The sequence below is a fragment of the Kitasatospora sp. NPDC018619 genome (genome assembly GCF_044391605.1).
Taxonomy (GTDB): domain Bacteria; phylum Actinomycetota; class Actinomycetes; order Streptomycetales; family Streptomycetaceae; genus Kitasatospora.
In genome coordinates this window covers 43,825-59,453 of sequence record NZ_JBISAI010000021.1, presented here as the reverse complement: position 1 = coordinate 59,453, position 15,629 = coordinate 43,825, and the positions used below count along the sequence as shown (strand labels likewise).

At 72.8% G+C, this 15,629-nt stretch carries 12 protein-coding genes; 6 read left to right on the top strand and 6 right to left on the bottom strand.

Features of this window, described 5'->3' with window-relative positions; translation table 11 throughout:
* Nucleotides 1–76: 76 nt before the first annotated feature.
* The 4 genes from ACH5AR_RS27905 to ACH5AR_RS27890 all read right to left on the bottom strand — a co-directional run bounded on the left by ACH5AR_RS27905 (nucleotide 77) and on the right by ACH5AR_RS27890 (nucleotide 6,266).
* Nucleotides 77–2,008, bottom strand: coding sequence for a galactose oxidase-like domain-containing protein (locus tag ACH5AR_RS27905; protein WP_396304274.1), 1,932 nt, complete (start codon nucleotides 2,006–2,008; stop codon nucleotides 77–79).
* A 115-nt stretch (nucleotides 2,009–2,123) separates the two neighbouring features.
* Nucleotides 2,124–4,310 (bottom strand): glycosyltransferase family 2 protein, encoded by a 2,187-nt coding sequence (locus tag ACH5AR_RS27900; RefSeq protein ID WP_396304273.1) that lies wholly within the window; start codon nucleotides 4,308–4,310, stop codon nucleotides 2,124–2,126.
* 498 nt (nucleotides 4,311–4,808) lie between these two features.
* Nucleotides 4,809–5,501, bottom strand: a complete 693-nt coding sequence (locus ACH5AR_RS27895; protein WP_396304272.1) for a 3-oxoacid CoA-transferase subunit B — start codon at nucleotides 5,499–5,501, stop codon at nucleotides 4,809–4,811.
* Between the two features lie 3 nt (nucleotides 5,502–5,504).
* Nucleotides 5,505–6,266 carry a CoA transferase subunit A gene (locus ACH5AR_RS27890; RefSeq protein ID WP_396304271.1) on the bottom strand — a complete coding sequence of 254 codons (762 nt, stop codon included), beginning with the start codon at nucleotides 6,264–6,266 and terminating at the stop codon, nucleotides 5,505–5,507.
* A 511-nt stretch (nucleotides 6,267–6,777) separates the two neighbouring features.
* Here ACH5AR_RS27890 and ACH5AR_RS27885 point away from each other — a divergent pair.
* The 6 genes from ACH5AR_RS27885 (at nucleotide 6,778) to ACH5AR_RS27860 (ending at nucleotide 12,859) form a co-directional block, all read left to right on the top strand.
* Nucleotides 6,778–8,049 (top strand): substrate-binding domain-containing protein, encoded by a 1,272-nt coding sequence (locus ACH5AR_RS27885; RefSeq protein WP_396304270.1) that lies wholly within the window; start codon nucleotides 6,778–6,780, stop codon nucleotides 8,047–8,049.
* 5 nt (nucleotides 8,050–8,054) lie between these two features.
* Nucleotides 8,055–8,888 (top strand): ABC transporter ATP-binding protein, encoded by an 834-nt coding sequence (locus tag ACH5AR_RS27880; protein ID WP_396304269.1) that lies wholly within the window; start codon nucleotides 8,055–8,057, stop codon nucleotides 8,886–8,888.
* Between the two features lie 98 nt (nucleotides 8,889–8,986).
* On the top strand, nucleotides 8,987–9,757 hold the full coding sequence (locus ACH5AR_RS27875; protein WP_396304331.1) for an ABC transporter ATP-binding protein: 771 nt from the start codon (nucleotides 8,987–8,989) through the stop codon (nucleotides 9,755–9,757).
* Nucleotides 9,757–10,623 carry a branched-chain amino acid ABC transporter permease gene (locus tag ACH5AR_RS27870; RefSeq protein WP_396304268.1) on the top strand — a complete coding sequence of 289 codons (867 nt, stop codon included), beginning with the start codon at nucleotides 9,757–9,759 and terminating at the stop codon, nucleotides 10,621–10,623. The genes ACH5AR_RS27875 and ACH5AR_RS27870 overlap by 1 nt, the downstream gene beginning before the upstream one ends.
* A gap of 248 nt (nucleotides 10,624–10,871) precedes the next feature.
* Nucleotides 10,872–11,957: a branched-chain amino acid ABC transporter permease gene (locus tag ACH5AR_RS27865; protein WP_396304267.1), complete on the top strand. Its 1,086-nt coding sequence runs from the start codon at nucleotides 10,872–10,874 to the stop codon at nucleotides 11,955–11,957.
* Complete coding sequence (locus ACH5AR_RS27860; RefSeq protein ID WP_396304266.1) at nucleotides 11,954–12,859, top strand: alpha/beta fold hydrolase; 906 nt, start codon at nucleotides 11,954–11,956, stop codon at nucleotides 12,857–12,859. The genes ACH5AR_RS27865 and ACH5AR_RS27860 overlap by 4 nt, the downstream gene beginning before the upstream one ends.
* Nucleotides 12,860–12,927: 68 nt before the next feature.
* Here the strand turns inward: ACH5AR_RS27860 and ACH5AR_RS27855 are convergent, their stop codons facing one another.
* Both ACH5AR_RS27855 and ACH5AR_RS27850 read right to left on the bottom strand, forming a co-directional pair.
* Nucleotides 12,928–14,211 carry a hypothetical protein gene (locus ACH5AR_RS27855; protein WP_396304265.1) on the bottom strand — a complete coding sequence of 428 codons (1,284 nt, stop codon included), beginning with the start codon at nucleotides 14,209–14,211 and terminating at the stop codon, nucleotides 12,928–12,930.
* A 434-nt stretch (nucleotides 14,212–14,645) separates the two neighbouring features.
* On the bottom strand, nucleotides 14,646–15,233 hold the full coding sequence (locus ACH5AR_RS27850; protein ID WP_396304330.1) for a DedA family protein: 588 nt from the start codon (nucleotides 15,231–15,233) through the stop codon (nucleotides 14,646–14,648).
* Nucleotides 15,234–15,629: the final 396 nt, after the last annotated feature.

Below are 15,629 nucleotides of genomic sequence, written 5' to 3'. Positions count from 1 at the left end.
GCTCGGTGGACGGGGCGCCGGTGTCCGGGGTTCGGTGGACGGGGCTCGGCACCCGGTGCCCCGGGGCGCCCGGGCGTCAGCCGGTCACCTGGATCCAGCGGGCGACCGACGGGGTCCCGGCGGCGTCCGTCAGGAACAGCATGTACCAGCCCGGCGGCAGCAGGTTGGGGTTGCCGGGCAGGGCGAGCGAGACGCCGTCCGCCGTCCGCCCGGTGACGTCCAGGGCGACCGAGCGCTGCTCGACGTCCGTCACGTGGGTGACCGAACTCGGCCGGATGAGCTTGGCGGTGGCGACCGCCTCCGGCCGGGCCGCCCCGACGGTGAGGGTGCTGCCGAGCCTGGCCGCCTCCGGGACGGCACCGACCTGCGGGCGGTCGCCGTGGTACAGGTACGGCGGGGTGTAGATCTCGATGCGCTGCTCGAAGCCGCCCGGCTGGGTCTCGGCCTTGTCCGCGAAGAGCGGGTTGGAGCCGAGCACGGCGACCCGGCCGTCCGGCAGCAGCAGCGCCTCGGAGTGGTAGTTGCGGCCGACGGTCGGCTCGGCGGCGGTGGTGAAGCTGTTGGAGTCCGGGTGGTACACCTGCGCCTTGAGCAGGTCGCTGTCGCCGCGGCCGCGGTAGCCGCTGGAGCCGCCGGTGGTGAAGACGGTGTCGTCCGGGAGGATCACGCTGTTCAGGTAGCGGGTGCCGCCGGCCGGCAGGTCCGGGCCCGGGGTGAAGGCGGGCGCGGGGGCGGAGAGGTCCGCGATGTCGGTGCGGGCCGTGGACAGCGGCGACTCGCCGACGCCGCCACCGCCGAGCACCATGACCTTCTGGGCCTGGGCGGGCGGCAGCAGCACCGAGGCGGAGGTCTCGGTGAGGCCCGGGTCGCGCAGGCCCGGGACGGGCTGGAAGGCCCCGTTGGACAGGTCCCACAGGCCGGGTTCGCGGCCCTTGTCGCCGGGGCCGTAGCCGCCGTTGGAGCCGGAGTAGAAGAGCCTGCCGGAGGCGGTCAGGAAGATCGCCGGGTAGGTCGGGAAGTAGTGGTCGGGGCCCTTGGACCAGGACTTGGTCGCCGGGTCGTAGATCTCGTTGTCGTTGCCGTTGAGGATCTCCCCGGTGTCGTCCAGCCCGGAGACGGTGACCACCCGGCCGTCGCCCAGCCCGGTCAGCGTCGGGTACCAGCGGGCGTGGGCCATGTCGGTGACCGGCTCGTACAGCTCGGTGTCCGGGTTGAACTCGAAGGCGGCCCGGATGCCCTGGTACTCCTGCTTGTCCAGGGTCAGCTTCTCGTTCTGCCCGTACAGGTTGTGGGCGTCGGCGCCGCTCAGTCCCTTGATCCGGTACTGGGCGGGGGAGTCGGCGACGTAGGCCTGGCCCGGGGCGACCGCCTCCACGTACACGTGCTGCTCGCCGGCGGTCACCACGGTCTGCCGGCCGGAGCCGCTCTTGGTCGCGGCCGGGACGGTCACCGGGGCGGTGCTCGCGTACTCGTGGCCGTCCGGGGAGACGAACACGGTGCCCCGGGGAAAGGTCCGGGCGCGGTCCGGGCTCTCGTTGCGCACCCGCATGACGCCGGCGGCCTTCTTCACCGCGCCGGCCAGCTTCTCGTAGCGCTGGGTGCCGCCGGCCACCAGGACGCGGCCGTCCGGCAGTGAGGTGTGGCCGCCGCAGAACATGTCGGCGGGGGTGGGGACGAGCTTGTAGGTGTTCCTGGCCGGATCCCAGAGCAGGCTCTTGAAGGTGCCCGCGTTGAACTGCTTCTCGTCGTTGCCGGAGCCGGCCACGATCAGGACCTTGCCCGTGCGCAGCAGGGTCGCGTGCACGGCGTTGACCCGGAACTCGGCGGGCAGCGACAGGGTCTGCCAGTGGCCGTACTGCGCCTTGTACTCGGGGCGGTTGATCACGTAGTGGTGGTACTGCGCGGAGGCGAAGCCGAGGACGGCCGGTGCGTTCATCCCGGCCACGGTCAGCGCGACGGTGCTGCCGAGGGCGAGGCGCTTGGTGCGGCCGGCCTTGTGGATCTTCACGGTGGGTGCTCCCCTCGGGAGGCGGTCGGGGCGGCGGTTCGGCGGGCGGCGCTGTTCACGTGGCCGGGGGGCGGGGTGTTCGGGGCGGGGTGTTCGGGGGATCGACGGGGTGCTGTCAGCGGGCGGGCGTGCCGGTGCCGGTGCCGGTGCCGGTGCCGGCGTGGTCGGGGTCGGGGTCGTGGTCGGGGGAGAGGGCGGGGCGTACGGGCTGCGCCGCCCAGGCGGCGCGCGGGTCCGGCCCCGCCCGGCGGTCGCGGGCGGGGCGGGCGTGACGCGGGCGGCGCTTCTCCAGCACGACCCTCGGGGCCGCCGTCGGGTCGCCGGTGACGGTGAGGGTGGCGGTGGGGCGGGTCCGCCGGCGGCGCACGGCGTCGCCGGCGCTGATCAGGACCGGCAGGAGGGTGAGCAGGAGGGCGATCCATGCCCAGGTGCGCATCGCGACGTGGTCGTAGCCGGTGTGGTACGAGGCGGTGATCGCGCCGCCGAACACCAGCGTCCAGAACAGGTGGAAGCGGAAGGTGCCGAGCCGGTCGGTACTGGCCGAGCGGCCCTTGGGCGTCACCACGAAGCGGCTGCGGCGGCGGACGAGTGCCTGGAGCAGCGAGGCCGCGTAGACCGGGCCGCAGAGCGCCGACATCACCATGCCGGCGACGCCGGAGGAGCCGGCCGGTTCGTGCGGGCTCACGTTGTGCTTGCGGTTCCAGGTGTAGAGCAGGAGTTGCAGCGCGGCGGCGTCGCTGTAGAGCATCATCCAGATCTCCGAGGAGACGTGCACCCCGGAGGCGCCGAACCCCAGGTAGAGCACGCTGGACAGGCCGCCGAGCAGCCAGGTGAGCGCCGCCATCGGGTAGAAGCCCACCATCAGCGTGTAGTTGAGCAGCCGCCCGGGCGACAGCCGCCAGAGCACCCGCCAGTACTGGGTGAACAGGGTCTCGTAGGTGCCGCGGCTCCAGCGCAGCTGCTGGGAGAAGAAGTCGGTCCAGGAGGACGGGCCTTCGCCGACCGCGAGCACGTCCGGGGTGTACACGGACTTCCAGCGGTCCCCGGTCTGCGGGTTCCGGCTCCGGTGGAACTCCAGACCGGTCGCCATGTCCTCGGTGATGGAGTCGTACAACCCGCCGATCGACCGGAGTGCGCGGATTCTGACGGCGTTGTTGGTGCCCACGAACATGGGCGCGCCGTAACGGTTTCCGGCGCGTTGGATGAGGGCGTGGAAGAGGTACTGCTGGCTCTCGGAGAATTTCGTGACGGCCGAACCCGAGCTGCGGTAGTTCCCGTACACCTGGGGGCCGACGACGAATGCCACGTCGGGGTCGCGGAAGTAGCCGAGCATCCGCTCGCAGAAGTCCGGCAGCGGAACGTGGTCGGTGTCCACGGACACCCAGAACTCGTAGTCGTCGCCGTGCGCCTGGAGCCAGGCGTTGTAGTTGCCGTGCTTGGTCCCGGCGCGGAAGCGGCCCTTCGGGCGGTTCCAGTGCGGCCGGCCGGCCCGGCTGAAGTGGTGCACGCCCAGCTCGGCGCAGAGCTCCCGCATCGCAGGATCGTTTCCCTCGTCCAACAGCCAGACGTCGTACGGCCCGTTGTGTCGCACGACGCGCGCCGCGGTCAGTGTGGCCCGGACCATCTCCGGCGGCTCCTTGCCCGGCACGCAGGTGGTGAGGAAGGCGACCCGGGTGCCGGGCTCCGGCGTCACCGGGACGGGATCGCGGGCGACCAGCGTGGCGTGGGTGTTGGAGACGACGTTGACCAGCCGGAACACCTCGACGACGGCGATGATGCCGATCATCACCTTGTCGCCGAGCAGCACCAGCGGGTTCGTCTCGTCCAGTCGCTCGGGCCAGTGCTCCGGCAGCAGCAGCCACACCAGCAGCACCGCCTCCACCACGGGGGCGGCCAGCAGCAGCAGTGCGGCCCGGATCCGGTGCGGCTCGCGGCGCAGCAGGCTGCGGTACCGGACGCGGTAGGGGGCGGCGGGGGGCGGCTCCGGCACCGTCGTTCCCGGCGCTTCTGTTCCCGGCGCCGTCGCCCCCGGTGCTTCTGTCCCCCGCGTCGCTGTTCCCGGCGTGGCTGTTCCCGGCACCGTCGCCCCCGGCATGGCGGGCTCGGGCCAGTAGACGCCGGCGCCGAGGTCGTCGTCCTCGTCCGGGTCGTGGGCCGGGCCCGCCAGTCGGCTGAAGTGGCCGTAGTCGTAGGGGGCTTCGGGTATCGGAAGGGAGGTCAGGGCGTCCTCGTCCAGCCGCCCGCCGCCTCGCCCGTGGGCCGTTCCGACGCCCTTGCGTCGTGAGAACGGCGGCGTGGTCATAGCTGCTTCCCCCCGGAGTTCGCGCCTGGTACGGCTCGCTCGACTCGCTCGGCTCGTGCGTGGGTCTGCCTCGACTCGGAGCCGTCCGGGTGGAACAGGGCGGGGTGGAACCGGTCGGCATCCGCTGGAATCGACCGGGCTGTCCGGTGGATCCAGTGTGTGCGACCGGTTCGGTCATCGGTCGGTACGGCGGCGTCGAATCCCCGGATCCCGAGGCGCTTTCCCGTTTCCCCTCCGGGCGCTCCGGGATCCTTGGACTCCCCAACTCTCCCTGAGCGCAACGGTGATCGCAACCAGTCCGGGAGATCGCCGCGGCTCGGGCATGAAGTTGCCGTCGTTCTCGGCCGCAATGGCGGGTGTTGATGCTATTGCGGGGAATTCGCCCCGGAGGGGGTTCGCGGGAGCGGTTCGAAGGAGCGGCCGTTCCGTCCGGGAGCGGGCCCCGGACTGGGAGCAGGGTCGGGAGCGGGCCCGGGGCCGGGAGCGGGGTCGGGGTGGTCAGAGCGGGGGCAGCAGAGGGGCGCCGGTCGCGGCCTGGACCTCGGCGAAGTCCACCCCCGGTGCCGTCTCCACCACCCGCAGGCCCTCCGGGGTCACGTCGACCACCGCGAGGTCGGTGACGATCCGGTCCACGACTCCGCGGCCGGTGGCCGGAAGCGTCAGCTCCTCGACGATCTTCGGCGAGCCGTCCCGGGCGGTGTGCTCCATCACCACGATCAGTCGACGGGCCCCGTGCACCAGGTCCATCGCGCCGCCCATGCCCTTGACCATCTTGCCGGGGATCATCCAGTTGGCGAGGTCCCCGGCGACCGACACCTGCATCGCCCCGAGCACCGAGACGTCGATCCGCCCGGCCCGGATCATGCCGAAGGAGAAGGCGGAGTCGAAGTAGGAGGCGCCGGGGGCGACCGTCACCGTCTCCTTCCCCGCGTTGATCAGGTCCGCGTGCTCGGCGCCCTCCGCCGGGTACGGGCCGACGCCGAGGATGCCGTTCTCCGAGTGCAGCACCACCTCGACGCCCGGCGGGAGGTGGTTGGGGATCAGCGTCGGCAGGCCGATGCCCAGGTTCACGTACTGGCCGTCGCGCAACTCGCGGGCGGCGCGGGCCGCCAGGGCGTTGCGGGGGTCGAGGGTGCCGGTGGTGGCGGGTGCGGGGGTGGCCGTGGCGGGCGCGGCGGTGTCGATGGGCATCGGTCAGGCCTCCTGGAGGGCGGGGCGGACGGTCCGGCGTTCGATGCGGCGGTCCGCGGGGTCGGCGGCCACCACCCGGTCCACGTACACCCCGGGCAGGTGCACCGCGTCCGGAGGGAGCTCGCCCGGTTCGACGATCCGGTCGGCCTCGACCAGGGTGATCCGGCCCGCCGCCGCGCAGAGCGGGTTGAAGTTCCGGGCGGCGGCATGGAACACGCAGTTGCCGTGCCGGTCCGCCACCTCGGCCCGGACCAGCGCGAAGTCCGCCGTGATCGCCTCCTCCAGCAGGTACCGGCGGCCGCCGAACTCCCGGACCTCCTTCGGCGGGGAGGCCAGGGCCACCGAGCCGTCGGCCGCGTACCGCCAGGGCAGCCCGCCCTCCTCGACCTGGGTGCCGACCCCGGCGGGGGTGAAGAACGCCGGGATGCCGGCGCCGCCCGCCCGCAGCCGCTCGGCCAGGGTGCCCTGCGGGGTCAGCTCCACCTCCAGCTCGCCGGAGAGGTACTGCCGGGCGAACTCCTTGTTCTCGCCGACGTACGAGGAGGTCATCCGGGCGATCCGGCCCGCCCGCAGCAGCAGGCCCAGCCCCCAGTCGTCCACCCCGCAGTTGTTCGAGACCACCCGCAGTCCGGTGGCACCGCTGTCGACCAGGGCGCCGATCAGCGTGCTCGGGATGCCGCAGAGGCCGAAGCCGCCGACGGCCAGCACCGCGCCGTCGGGAACGTCCCCGACGGCGCCGGCGGGGGAGTCCAGGACCTTGTCCAAGGGGTCACCTCAGGAGGGAGAAGGGAGAAGGGGAGGGAGAGAGCGGGCAGTGAGGGCCGGTCGGGCGCGGGCGGCGGCGGGCCCGTCGGGAAGGCCGGAGGGATGGGGGAGGTCGGGAGGGAGGTCGAGAGGGGATCGGGCAGCTGGGAGGGGTGGCCGGCGGGCTCGGGAACCGCGCGGAGCCCATGGCCGCACCGGGCAGGGCTGGGGTCCTGCCCGGCCGGGGCCGGGTCGGGCACGCCGCTGGGGTGGCTGCCGTCGGACGGGCTCCGCGCCCCTCCACCGTCACCGGGCGGGGGCTGCCGCAGCCATGGCGGCCGCCCCCATGGGTGGAGGTGGAGCCGTGTCGGCAGGCCACACCCACGTGCCCGGAGGACGGGGCCGGGCCGACGGTATGTCGGCCGAAGCCACATCATGACCGGCTGATGCGTCGGCCGGGCACATGTCGCCGCTCCCACCGCACACCTACGGTTCCCGCATCCACCCCGCCGCACCTCAGGAGTCGGTCACCATGCGCAGCTCGACAGCCCCCACCAGGACCGCCTCCGGCGCCCGCCCTGGTGACTCCCTGACCGGCGGCCCGGCCCGTAAGCTCGCCGCCCTCGCGGCCTGCGTCCTGCTCGCCTCGGGCTGCGCCAAGGCCGGCACCGCCGGGACGAGCGCGGCGGACGGTGGGTCCAAGGGCCCGGTCAAGGTCGGCCTGGTGTACTCCAAGACCGGACCGCTGGCCGCCTACGGCAAGCAGTACCTGGAGGGCTTCAAGGCGGGCCTGAGCTACGCGACCAAGGGCACCGGCGCGGTCGACGGGCACAAGATCGAGTTCGAGGAGCAGGACGACGCCGGTGACCCGGCCAAGGCGGTGTCCGCCGCCAAGGACCTGATCGGCAAGGGCTACAAGGTGCTGGCCGGCTCCACCGCCTCCGGCGTGGCCCTCCAGGTCGGCCCGATCGCGGCCCAGAACAAGGTGCTCTTCATCAGCGGCCCGGCCGCCGCCGACAAGGCCACCGGCCTGAACAAGTACACCTTCCGTTCCGGCCGCCAGTCCTACCAGGACATCAAGACCGCGGCCGCGTTCGCCGGGGACGCCAAGGGCAGGAAGGTCACCGTGCTCGCCCAGGACAACGCCTTCGGCCAGGCCAACGTGGCCGCCGTGAAGGCGGTGCTCGGTGCCGAGGGCGCGACGGTCGACCAGGTGCTCGCCCCGCCGAGCGCCACCGATCTCACCCCCTTCGCCACCCAGGCCAAGGCCGCCAAGCCCGACCTGCTGTTCGTCGCCTGGGCCGGTGACACCGCCTCCGCCCTGTGGACGGCGCTCAACCAGCAGGACGTGTTCGCCGACACCAAGGTCGTGACCGGCCTCGACCTGGCCGCCTCCTATCCGCTGTTCGGCCCGGCCGCCGAGAAGATCTCCTTCCTGAACCACTACTTCGACGGCGCCGCGGGCACCCCGGTGGAGAAGGCGATGACCGAGGCCGTCACCGCCGCCGGAGGGAAGACGGACATCTTCACCCCGGACGGCTTCACCGCCGCCCAGATGATCGTGCACGCCGTGGAGTCCAACCGCGGCTCCGCGGACGACACGTCGGCCCTGGTCAAGGCCCTGGAGGGCTGGACCTTCGACGGGGTGAAGGGGAAGACCACGGTCCGCGCCGAGGACCACGCCCTGCTCCAGCCGATGTTCCAGGTGCGGCTGACCGGCAGCGGTGCCGCTGCCAAGCCCTCGGTGGAGAGGACCCTGACCGCCGACGAGGCGGCGCCGCCGGTCGCCCCGATGGCGGGCTGATCCCGATGTCCGCCCGTACCGCTTCGACTCCTTCCGCTCCCTCGGCCGCCTCCGTTTCCTCCGCGCCGTCCGCGCGGTCCTCCGCCTCCTCCTCTCCGGTCCTCCGCCTGGACGGGCTCGGCTGGGCCGTCCGCGGGGTGCCGATCGTCGAGGACGTCTCCTTCTCGGTCGGCGAAGGCGAGTTCATCGCCTTCATCGGGCCCAACGGCGCCGGCAAGACCTCCCTCTTCAACCTGATCTCCGGCATCTACCCGGCGACCCACGGCAGCCTCCACCTCGACGGTGCGGACATCACCGCCGAGACGGTGGACACCCGGGCCCGTCGCGGGCTCGGCCGTACCTTCCAGACCTCCTCCCTCTGGCCGGGGATGACGGTCGCCGACCACGTCCGCCTGGCCGCCCAGGCGGCGGCCGGGCCGCGTGCCTCGTACCGGCTCTGGCGCCGCGCCGACCGCTACGAGCAGCAGCTGGCCGCGACCCTGGAGCGCACCGACCTCACCCACCGCGCGGACGCCCTGGCCAGTGCGCTCTCGCACGGGGAGAAGCGCAAGCTGGAGCTGGCCGTCCTGCTGGTCTCCGAGCCCCGACTGATCCTGCTGGACGAGCCGATGGCCGGTGTCAGCGCGGAAGAGGTGCCCGCCCTCACCGAGCTGATCCGTTCCGTGCACCGCGACCTGGGCCGGACCGTCCTGATGGTCGAGCACCACATGGATGTCCTGCTCGGCCTGGCCGACCGGCTCGCGGTGATGCACCACGGCACCCTGCTTGCCCTGGACACCCCCGAGGCCGTGATGGCCGACCCGACCGTGCAACAGGCCTACCTGGGTGAGGCGCTGTGACCACCTCCTCTCCGTTTCCCGCCCAGCAGCTCCCTCCTGCGGGCTGCTCCGCCTCTTCGCCGTCCTCCGCCGCCGAACCCCTCCTCTCCGTCCGCGATCTGCGGGTGGTCATCGACGGGCTGCACATCCTGCACGGCGTCGACTTCGACGTGGCCCCCGCCGGGGTGACCGCTCTCCTCGGCCGCAACGGCGCCGGGAAGACCACCACCGTCAAGGCCGTCATGGGCCTGGTGCCGCGCACCGGCAGCACGAGGTTCTCCGGTTCCGAACTCTCCTCCCTTCCCACGCATCTGGTCGTTCGCCATGGCATCGGCTACGCGCCGGAGGACCGGGGAATCTTCGCCGGCCTGACGGTCGCCGAGAACCTCCGCCTCGCCGAGCGGGCCGCCGGGCGCGCCACCGGAAGCGAGGCCGGTGAGCCGGACTACGCGCTCGTCCACGAGCTCTTCCCCGAACTCAAGCAGCGGGCCGGACAGTTGGCCGGGACGCTCTCCGGTGGCCAGCAGCAGATGGTGGCGATCGGCCGGACGCTGCTCAACCGCAACCGGTTGATCATCGCCGACGAGCCCACCAAGGGCCTGGCCCCGAAGATCGTCGCCGAGGTGGCCGAGGTGCTGGCGCGCGCGGCCGAGGCCGTGCCCGTCCTGCTGGTCGAGCAGAACCTCGCCCTCGTCCGCCGACTGGCCGGCACCTGTGCCGTCCTGGCCGACGGCCGTACCGCCCACCGCGGAGACACCGCCGAGCTGTTGGCCGACGAGGAAGCCGCCCGCCGCCTGCTCGGCGTCGGCTCCCGTCACCCGCTCGCCGGCGGGCCCCGACCCGCCGCCTCTCCGGCCGCCACTGTCGTCACCGCCGAGGTGAAGCCCTGATGGACACCGTCGTCCTCCTCTCCTGTACCGGGCTCGGTCTCGGTGCGCTGTACTTCCTGGTCGCCTCCGGTCTGTCACTGATCTTCGGTCTGATGGACGTGCTCAACTTCGCGCACGGCGCCCTGCTCTCGATCGGCGCCTATGCCACCTGGTGGGCCGGCGTCGAGGCCGGGTTCTCCTTCTGGCTGGCGGTGCCGTTCGGCACCCTGGTCGGAACGGCCGCCGCCGTCCTGCTGGAGCTCTTCCTGATCCGGCCGCTCTACAGCCGGCCGCGCGACCAGATCCTTGCCACCGTCGGGGTCGGGCTCGCCGTACCCGCCCTGTTGATGGGGATCTGGGGCGCGGACTCCCGCCCCTTCCCCCAGCCGGACCTGCTGTCCGGCACCTGGCACCTGCTCGGTGCGACCGTCCCGGTCAACCGCTTCGTGCTGGTGGCCGCTGCCGCCCTCCTGTTGCTCGCTCTTCGGTTGTTCCTCGCCCGTACCCGCTACGGGCTGATCGTCCGGGCCGGCGTCGAGGACCGGGCGATGGTCACGGCGCTCGGCATCGACGTCCGGAGGGCGTTCACCCTCGTCTTCGCCCTCGGTGGGGCGGCCGCCGCGCTCGGCGGCGCCCTCGGCGGCCTCTACTTCGGTTCGGTCAATCCCGGCCAGGGGACCGGCCTGCTCATCTTCGCCTTCGTCGTCGTGGTGATGGGGGGCATGGGCTCCGTGACCGGAGCCGCCGTCGCCTCGGCGGGCGTCGGCCTCGTCCAGCAGTTCGCCAACTACTACACCGGCGCCGGGCTCGGCGACCTCTCGGTCGTCGTCCTGCTCGCCGTGCTGCTTCTCGTCCGACCCCGTGGACTCACCGGGAGGCTCGCGTGAGCGCCGAAACACCGATCACGAGCACCGGTGGCCGCGCGGCCGGCCGAAGCGCCGCTCCGGCAGGGGGGACTGACACCAGCCCTGCCGTGACCACCATGCCGGAGGAGGGGACTGACACCAGCTCCGCCGACACCGTCACTGTGGCAAGGGGGACTGACACCGGCCTTGCCGAGACCCATTGTGAACACAAGGGCGAGTCCGGCGCCATCCCTCGAACAGGTGATTCAGTCACTAATCGCTGGACTGTGGTGCACAGAGCGCTACGCTGGTGGCCGATCGCTCTGCTGATCACGCTCCTTGTCGCCCCCTATAGTGCGCTTCCCCTCCCGGGACTGCTCGACGGCCCGCTCGGCAGCCCCGGAAGCCTCCAACTGCTCGCCCTGTGCCTGCTCTACGGGGCGCTCGCCACCGGTTACGACCTCCTGCTCGGGCGGACGGGCCTGCTCTCCTTCGGCCACGCGCTCTACTTCGCGACCGGCCTCTACGCCACCGACCTCGGCATGCTGGAGCTGCGACTGCCGTTCGCCGCCGCCGCGGTGTTCGGCGTCGCCTGCTCCGTGCTGCTGGCCCTGCTGCTCGGCACGGTCAGCCTGCGGGTCACCGGCATCGGCTTCTCCATGGTCACCCTCGCCTTCGCCCAGGCCGGCTCGATCCTCGTCCAGCGCAACCCCGGTGGCGTCACCGGCGGCGAGGAGGGCCGCTCCGCCCCGGCCGACCTGCTGCCCTCCGGCCTGCTCGGGATCGAGAACACCGCCAACCTCTACTGGATCGCCGTCGGTTACCTGGTGCTGACGGTCGCCGCGGTCCACTGGGCCGTCAGGTCCCCGATCGGGCGCGTCTGGGAGGGCATCAGGGAGAACGAGCGCCGGGTCGAGGTGCTCGGGCTGCGGCCCTACGGCTACAAGTTGGTCGCCTTCGTACTGGCCGGCGGGCTCGCCGGGCTGGGCGGGGTGGTCTACCTGCTGCTGGCCGGCGGCGCCACCCCGCAGGCCGCCACCTCGGACGCCACGCTCGCGCTCCTGGTCATGGTCGTCCTGGGCGGCTCCGGCACGCGCTGGGGGCCGCTGCTCGGCGGTGTCCTGTACACCTGGGCGAGCCACCGGCTCGGCGACCTCGCCAACTCGTCGACCATCGCCGACCTGCCGACGGCGCTGCGGGTGCCGCTCTCCCAGCCCCTCTTCCTGCTGGGGGCCCTGTTCGTCGCCGTGGTGTACCTGCTGCCCGGAGGCCTGGCTAGACTGCCTGCCCGCATCCGGGCCGCCCGGTCCGCCCGGTCCGGGCCGGCACCGGTCGGCCTCGGAACCGCCCACCCCACCGGAGGTACCCCCGCGTGAGCCAGTCGCCGCTGAAGCCAGAGGAGTTGGCCGTCCCCGTGCCCGGCGGGGACCTCGCCGTCCTGCGCTGGCCCGCCGAGGATCCGCAGGCCCCGACGGTCGTGGCGGTGCACGGCATCACCGCCAACGGCCTCGCCTGGTACGAGGTCGCCCGCCGGCTCGCCGGCCGGGTCACCCTGCTCGCGCCCGACCTGCGGGGCCGCGGCGCCAGCAGCTCGGTCGCCGGGCCGTACGGCCTGGCGCGGCACGCCGACGACGTGGCCGCGCTGATCGGCGCGCTCGGCGCGGGGCCGGTCACGGTGGTCGGCCACTCGATGGGGGCCTGGGTCACCGCGCTGACCGCCGTCCGGCACCCTGAACTGGTCCGCCGCGTCCTGCTGGTCGACGGCGCGGTGACCTTCCCGCTGCCGCCGGGCGTCCGCGAGCAGGACGCCCTGGCCGCGGTGCTCGGGCCCGCGCTGGCCCGGTTGTCCACGACCTTCCCGGACCGGGGCGCCTACCGGGAGTTCTGGCGAGGACACCCCGCCTTCGCCGGGGAGTGGACCGAGGGGATCGACGCCTACACCCAGCGCGACCTCGTCGGTACCGAGCCGGAACTGCGCTCCTCCTGCGTGCTGGAGGCGGTGCGGACCGACGGCGCCCAGGTCCTGCTGGACGCGGACGCGGCCGCCGCCGTCCACCGGCTGCCCTGCCCGGCCGACCTGATCTGGGCGGAGCGCGGGCTGCTCGACGAACCGCAGGGCCTCTACGACCACGAGCGGATCGGCCTGGCCGGACTGGACCCGGAGCGGGTGCCCGCCGTTCCGGTGCCGGGCACCAACCACTACTCGATCCTCTGGGGCGAGGCCGGGGCGGACCGCATCGTGCGCATCCTGCTCGCGGACGCCGTCCCCGCCGGATAGCAGACCGGCGACGGCCGACGGGGTCCCGTCGGCCGTCGCCGGCGCCTCGCTCCCGCCTCCGCGGCGGGTCAGCCCGCCGTGCCGAGGAAGCTCTCCCAGCCGCCCGCCGGAGCCTGGCCGACGTTGAGCGAGCGCAGCTTGCGCAGGGTGGACTGGTCCTGCACCTCCAGCCACTCGACGAGCTGCTTGAAGGAGACCAGCCGGACCTCGGGCTTGCCCGCGATGTTCTTGAGGGTCTCCTCGACGGCGTCCATGTAGATGCCGCCGTTCCACTGCTCGAAGTGGTTCCCGATGAAGAACGGTGCCCGGTTGCCGTTGTACGCGCGCTCGAAGCCCGCCAGGTAGGAGCCGGCGGCCTGGGTGCGCCACTCGCCGTACTTGGCCGGGTCGCCCTTGGTGCTGCCGTTGGACTGGTTGGCCAGGATGTTGTAGTCCATCGACAGGACCTGGAAGGTGTGCCCGGGGAACGGGATGGACTGCAGCGGGAAGTCCCAGACCTTGCCGTCCTGCACCTTCTGCGGCCATATCTGCAGACCGCCCGAGGAGCTGGCGTCGTACTTCCAGCCCAGCTTGGCGATGGTCGGCAGCAGCGCCTTCTGGCCCTCCAGGCACGGGGTGCGGCCGCCGATGAGCTCCTTCTTGTAGTCGAAGGGGAGCGGGTCGACGTCGGTGAAGCCGGTGTTGGTCCGCCACTGGGTGACGAAGGCGATGGCCTGGTCGATCTCGCTCTGCCAGTCCTCCGGGGTCCACATGTTGACCCCGTTCTTGTCCGGCCGGCTGGAGCAGAAGTGCCCGTTGAAGTGGGTGCCGATCTCGTGCCCGGCCAGCCAGGCCTGGCTGACGAGCTTGAGGGTGCTCTTCACCGCGCCGTCCGACAGGTACGGGATGTCGGAGGCGCCGACCGAGTGCTTCGGCGGGTGGTACAGGTCCGCCTTGCTCTTGGGCAGGGCGTAGATGCCCGAGAGGAAGAAGGTCATCGTGGCCTTGTACTGCTCCGCCAGCTTCAGGAAGCGGGGGAACTGGCCGTCCTCGGTGCCGCCGGCGCCGTCCCAGGAGAAGACCACGAACTGCGGCGGGCGCTCGCCCGGCTTGAGCTTCTCGGGCTTGGGCTGGTTGGGCTGCGGGCCGGTGTCCGCGTTGGAGCCGTCGCCGATCGGGGTGCCCTTGGGCACCACCGCCTGGGTGGGGTCGCCGGTGCCGCCCTGGGTGGCGCTCGCGCTGCCGGCGCCGCCGCCGGGGGATGTGGAGGCACGGCCCGACCCGGATCCGCCGCTGGAGCATGCCGAGACCGCGCCGAGGGCCGCGGTCGCGGCGGTCGCACTGAGCACCGTCCTGCGCGAGATGCTGGTCATGGTCTCCCCTGGGTGCCGATGCCGGTGGTGAGGGCGGTCCGCAGCCGCACCGGTCAAATCGGGCAATTGATGAGTATTCCGCCGTTAGCATGTCATGTCGCCGCGACGGCCACCAAGGCCGTCGAGCGCCGACAACTCTCCACACGTCCGGTGCGTCCCGCTGGGCTGCGGGGATGTCCCGACTGTTGCCGTCCTGTGACGCTCCCTGCCCCGTGCGGCCCGGTCAGTACGCTACCGCCGGCCTGCCCGCTGCCCGGTGGAGTTCGTCGGCGTTCGGCCCGGTTGGTCGCCCTTTTGGGAAAACTTTTGCCCCTTCCGGGGCCCGGCGGCCGTCGGAGGGCACTGCGGCGAAGCCCGGGCGGGCGGAGCGAACCAGCCGCCCCGCCCCGCCCCGGTCGGGGCGGACCGGCCGGCCGCGCCGGGCGGACCGGCCGTCAGAGGGCGGCGAGCCGCCGGGTGCGGCGCACCATGCGCGCGATCGCGGTGCTGATGGCGGTCGCCGCCACGCAGGAGACCACGAGGCTCAGCCAGGCGGTGTCGAACCAGTGGCTGTTCAGCCAGCCCAGCGTCACGATGTAGGCGGCCCAGACCAGTGCCGCCAGCGCCGACCAGTGCAGGAAGCGGTGCGGATGGGCGGGGGAGTGGCCGATGGCCAGGTCCAGAACGGTCCGCCCGGCCGGGACGAACCGTGCGACCACCACCATCGCGGCGGCCGCGCCGTGCGGGCGTTCGATCAGGGCCTCCTGGACCCGGGTCACGCTGGCCGCCAGCTTCGGGCGCCGGGCGAGCCGACGGTGCAGGCCCGGGGCGCCCCGCCGGGCCAGGTTGAGCAGCAGGAGGTCGCCGAGGAAGGAGGCCACCGCCACGCCCAGTCCGAGCATCACGGGCGCACCGTTGATCTGCGCGGTCTTGAGTACGGCCAGGATGACCAGCGTTCCGCTGGGGATGAACGGAAGGAGGGCGTCCCCGAGTACGGCGACGAGCGCCAGCGCGCAGATCCACGAGGATCCGATCGCCGCCACGAAGTTCAAGGCCCTTTACTCCCTCCATGCCTCCCGGGGGAGCAGGTGGCTGCAGGGGTCAACGCTAGCGCCTCGACCTTTCATGCCATGAAGCACCCCGGTATGGCATGGATCACGGCTGCTGATTCCGGCCGTGTCCCGGGCTCGGCGGGCCGCACGTCCGGGCTGGTCAGGAGGAGGAACGCCCGGGTGCCGGCCGGCCGCGGGCCGGTCGTCGGCGGGCGCCGGCGGGCGCCGGAGGGCGCCGGAACTGGAACGAGCCCCCGGGGCGGGGTGCCGCGCCGAGGGCTCGCAGTGATCGTCCGGTGCTGGTCCAGCCCGACGATCTTGCTGGTGGAGTGCGGATCCCCGCTCCGGCGACCCGCTCCTGACCCCAGCCTGCCGGACGTCGGCCGC

Bases quoted from the DNA above. Each gene is read 5' to 3' on its own strand.
- ACH5AR_RS27900 (WP_396304273.1), bottom strand. From the start codon at position 4,310: ATGACCACGCCGCCGTTCTCACGACGCAAGGGCGTCGGAACGGCCCAC.
- ACH5AR_RS27895 (WP_396304272.1), bottom strand. From the start codon at position 5,501: ATGCCCATCGACACCGCCGCGCCCGCCACGGCCACCCCCGCACCCGCC.
- ACH5AR_RS27885 (WP_396304270.1), top strand. From the start codon at position 6,778: ATGCGCAGCTCGACAGCCCCCACCAGGACCGCCTCCGGCGCCCGCCCT.
- ACH5AR_RS27880 (WP_396304269.1), top strand. From the start codon at position 8,055: ATGTCCGCCCGTACCGCTTCGACTCCTTCCGCTCCCTCGGCCGCCTCC.
- ACH5AR_RS27870 (WP_396304268.1), top strand. From the start codon at position 9,757: ATGGACACCGTCGTCCTCCTCTCCTGTACCGGGCTCGGTCTCGGTGCG.
- ACH5AR_RS27855 (WP_396304265.1), bottom strand. From the start codon at position 14,211: ATGACCAGCATCTCGCGCAGGACGGTGCTCAGTGCGACCGCCGCGACC.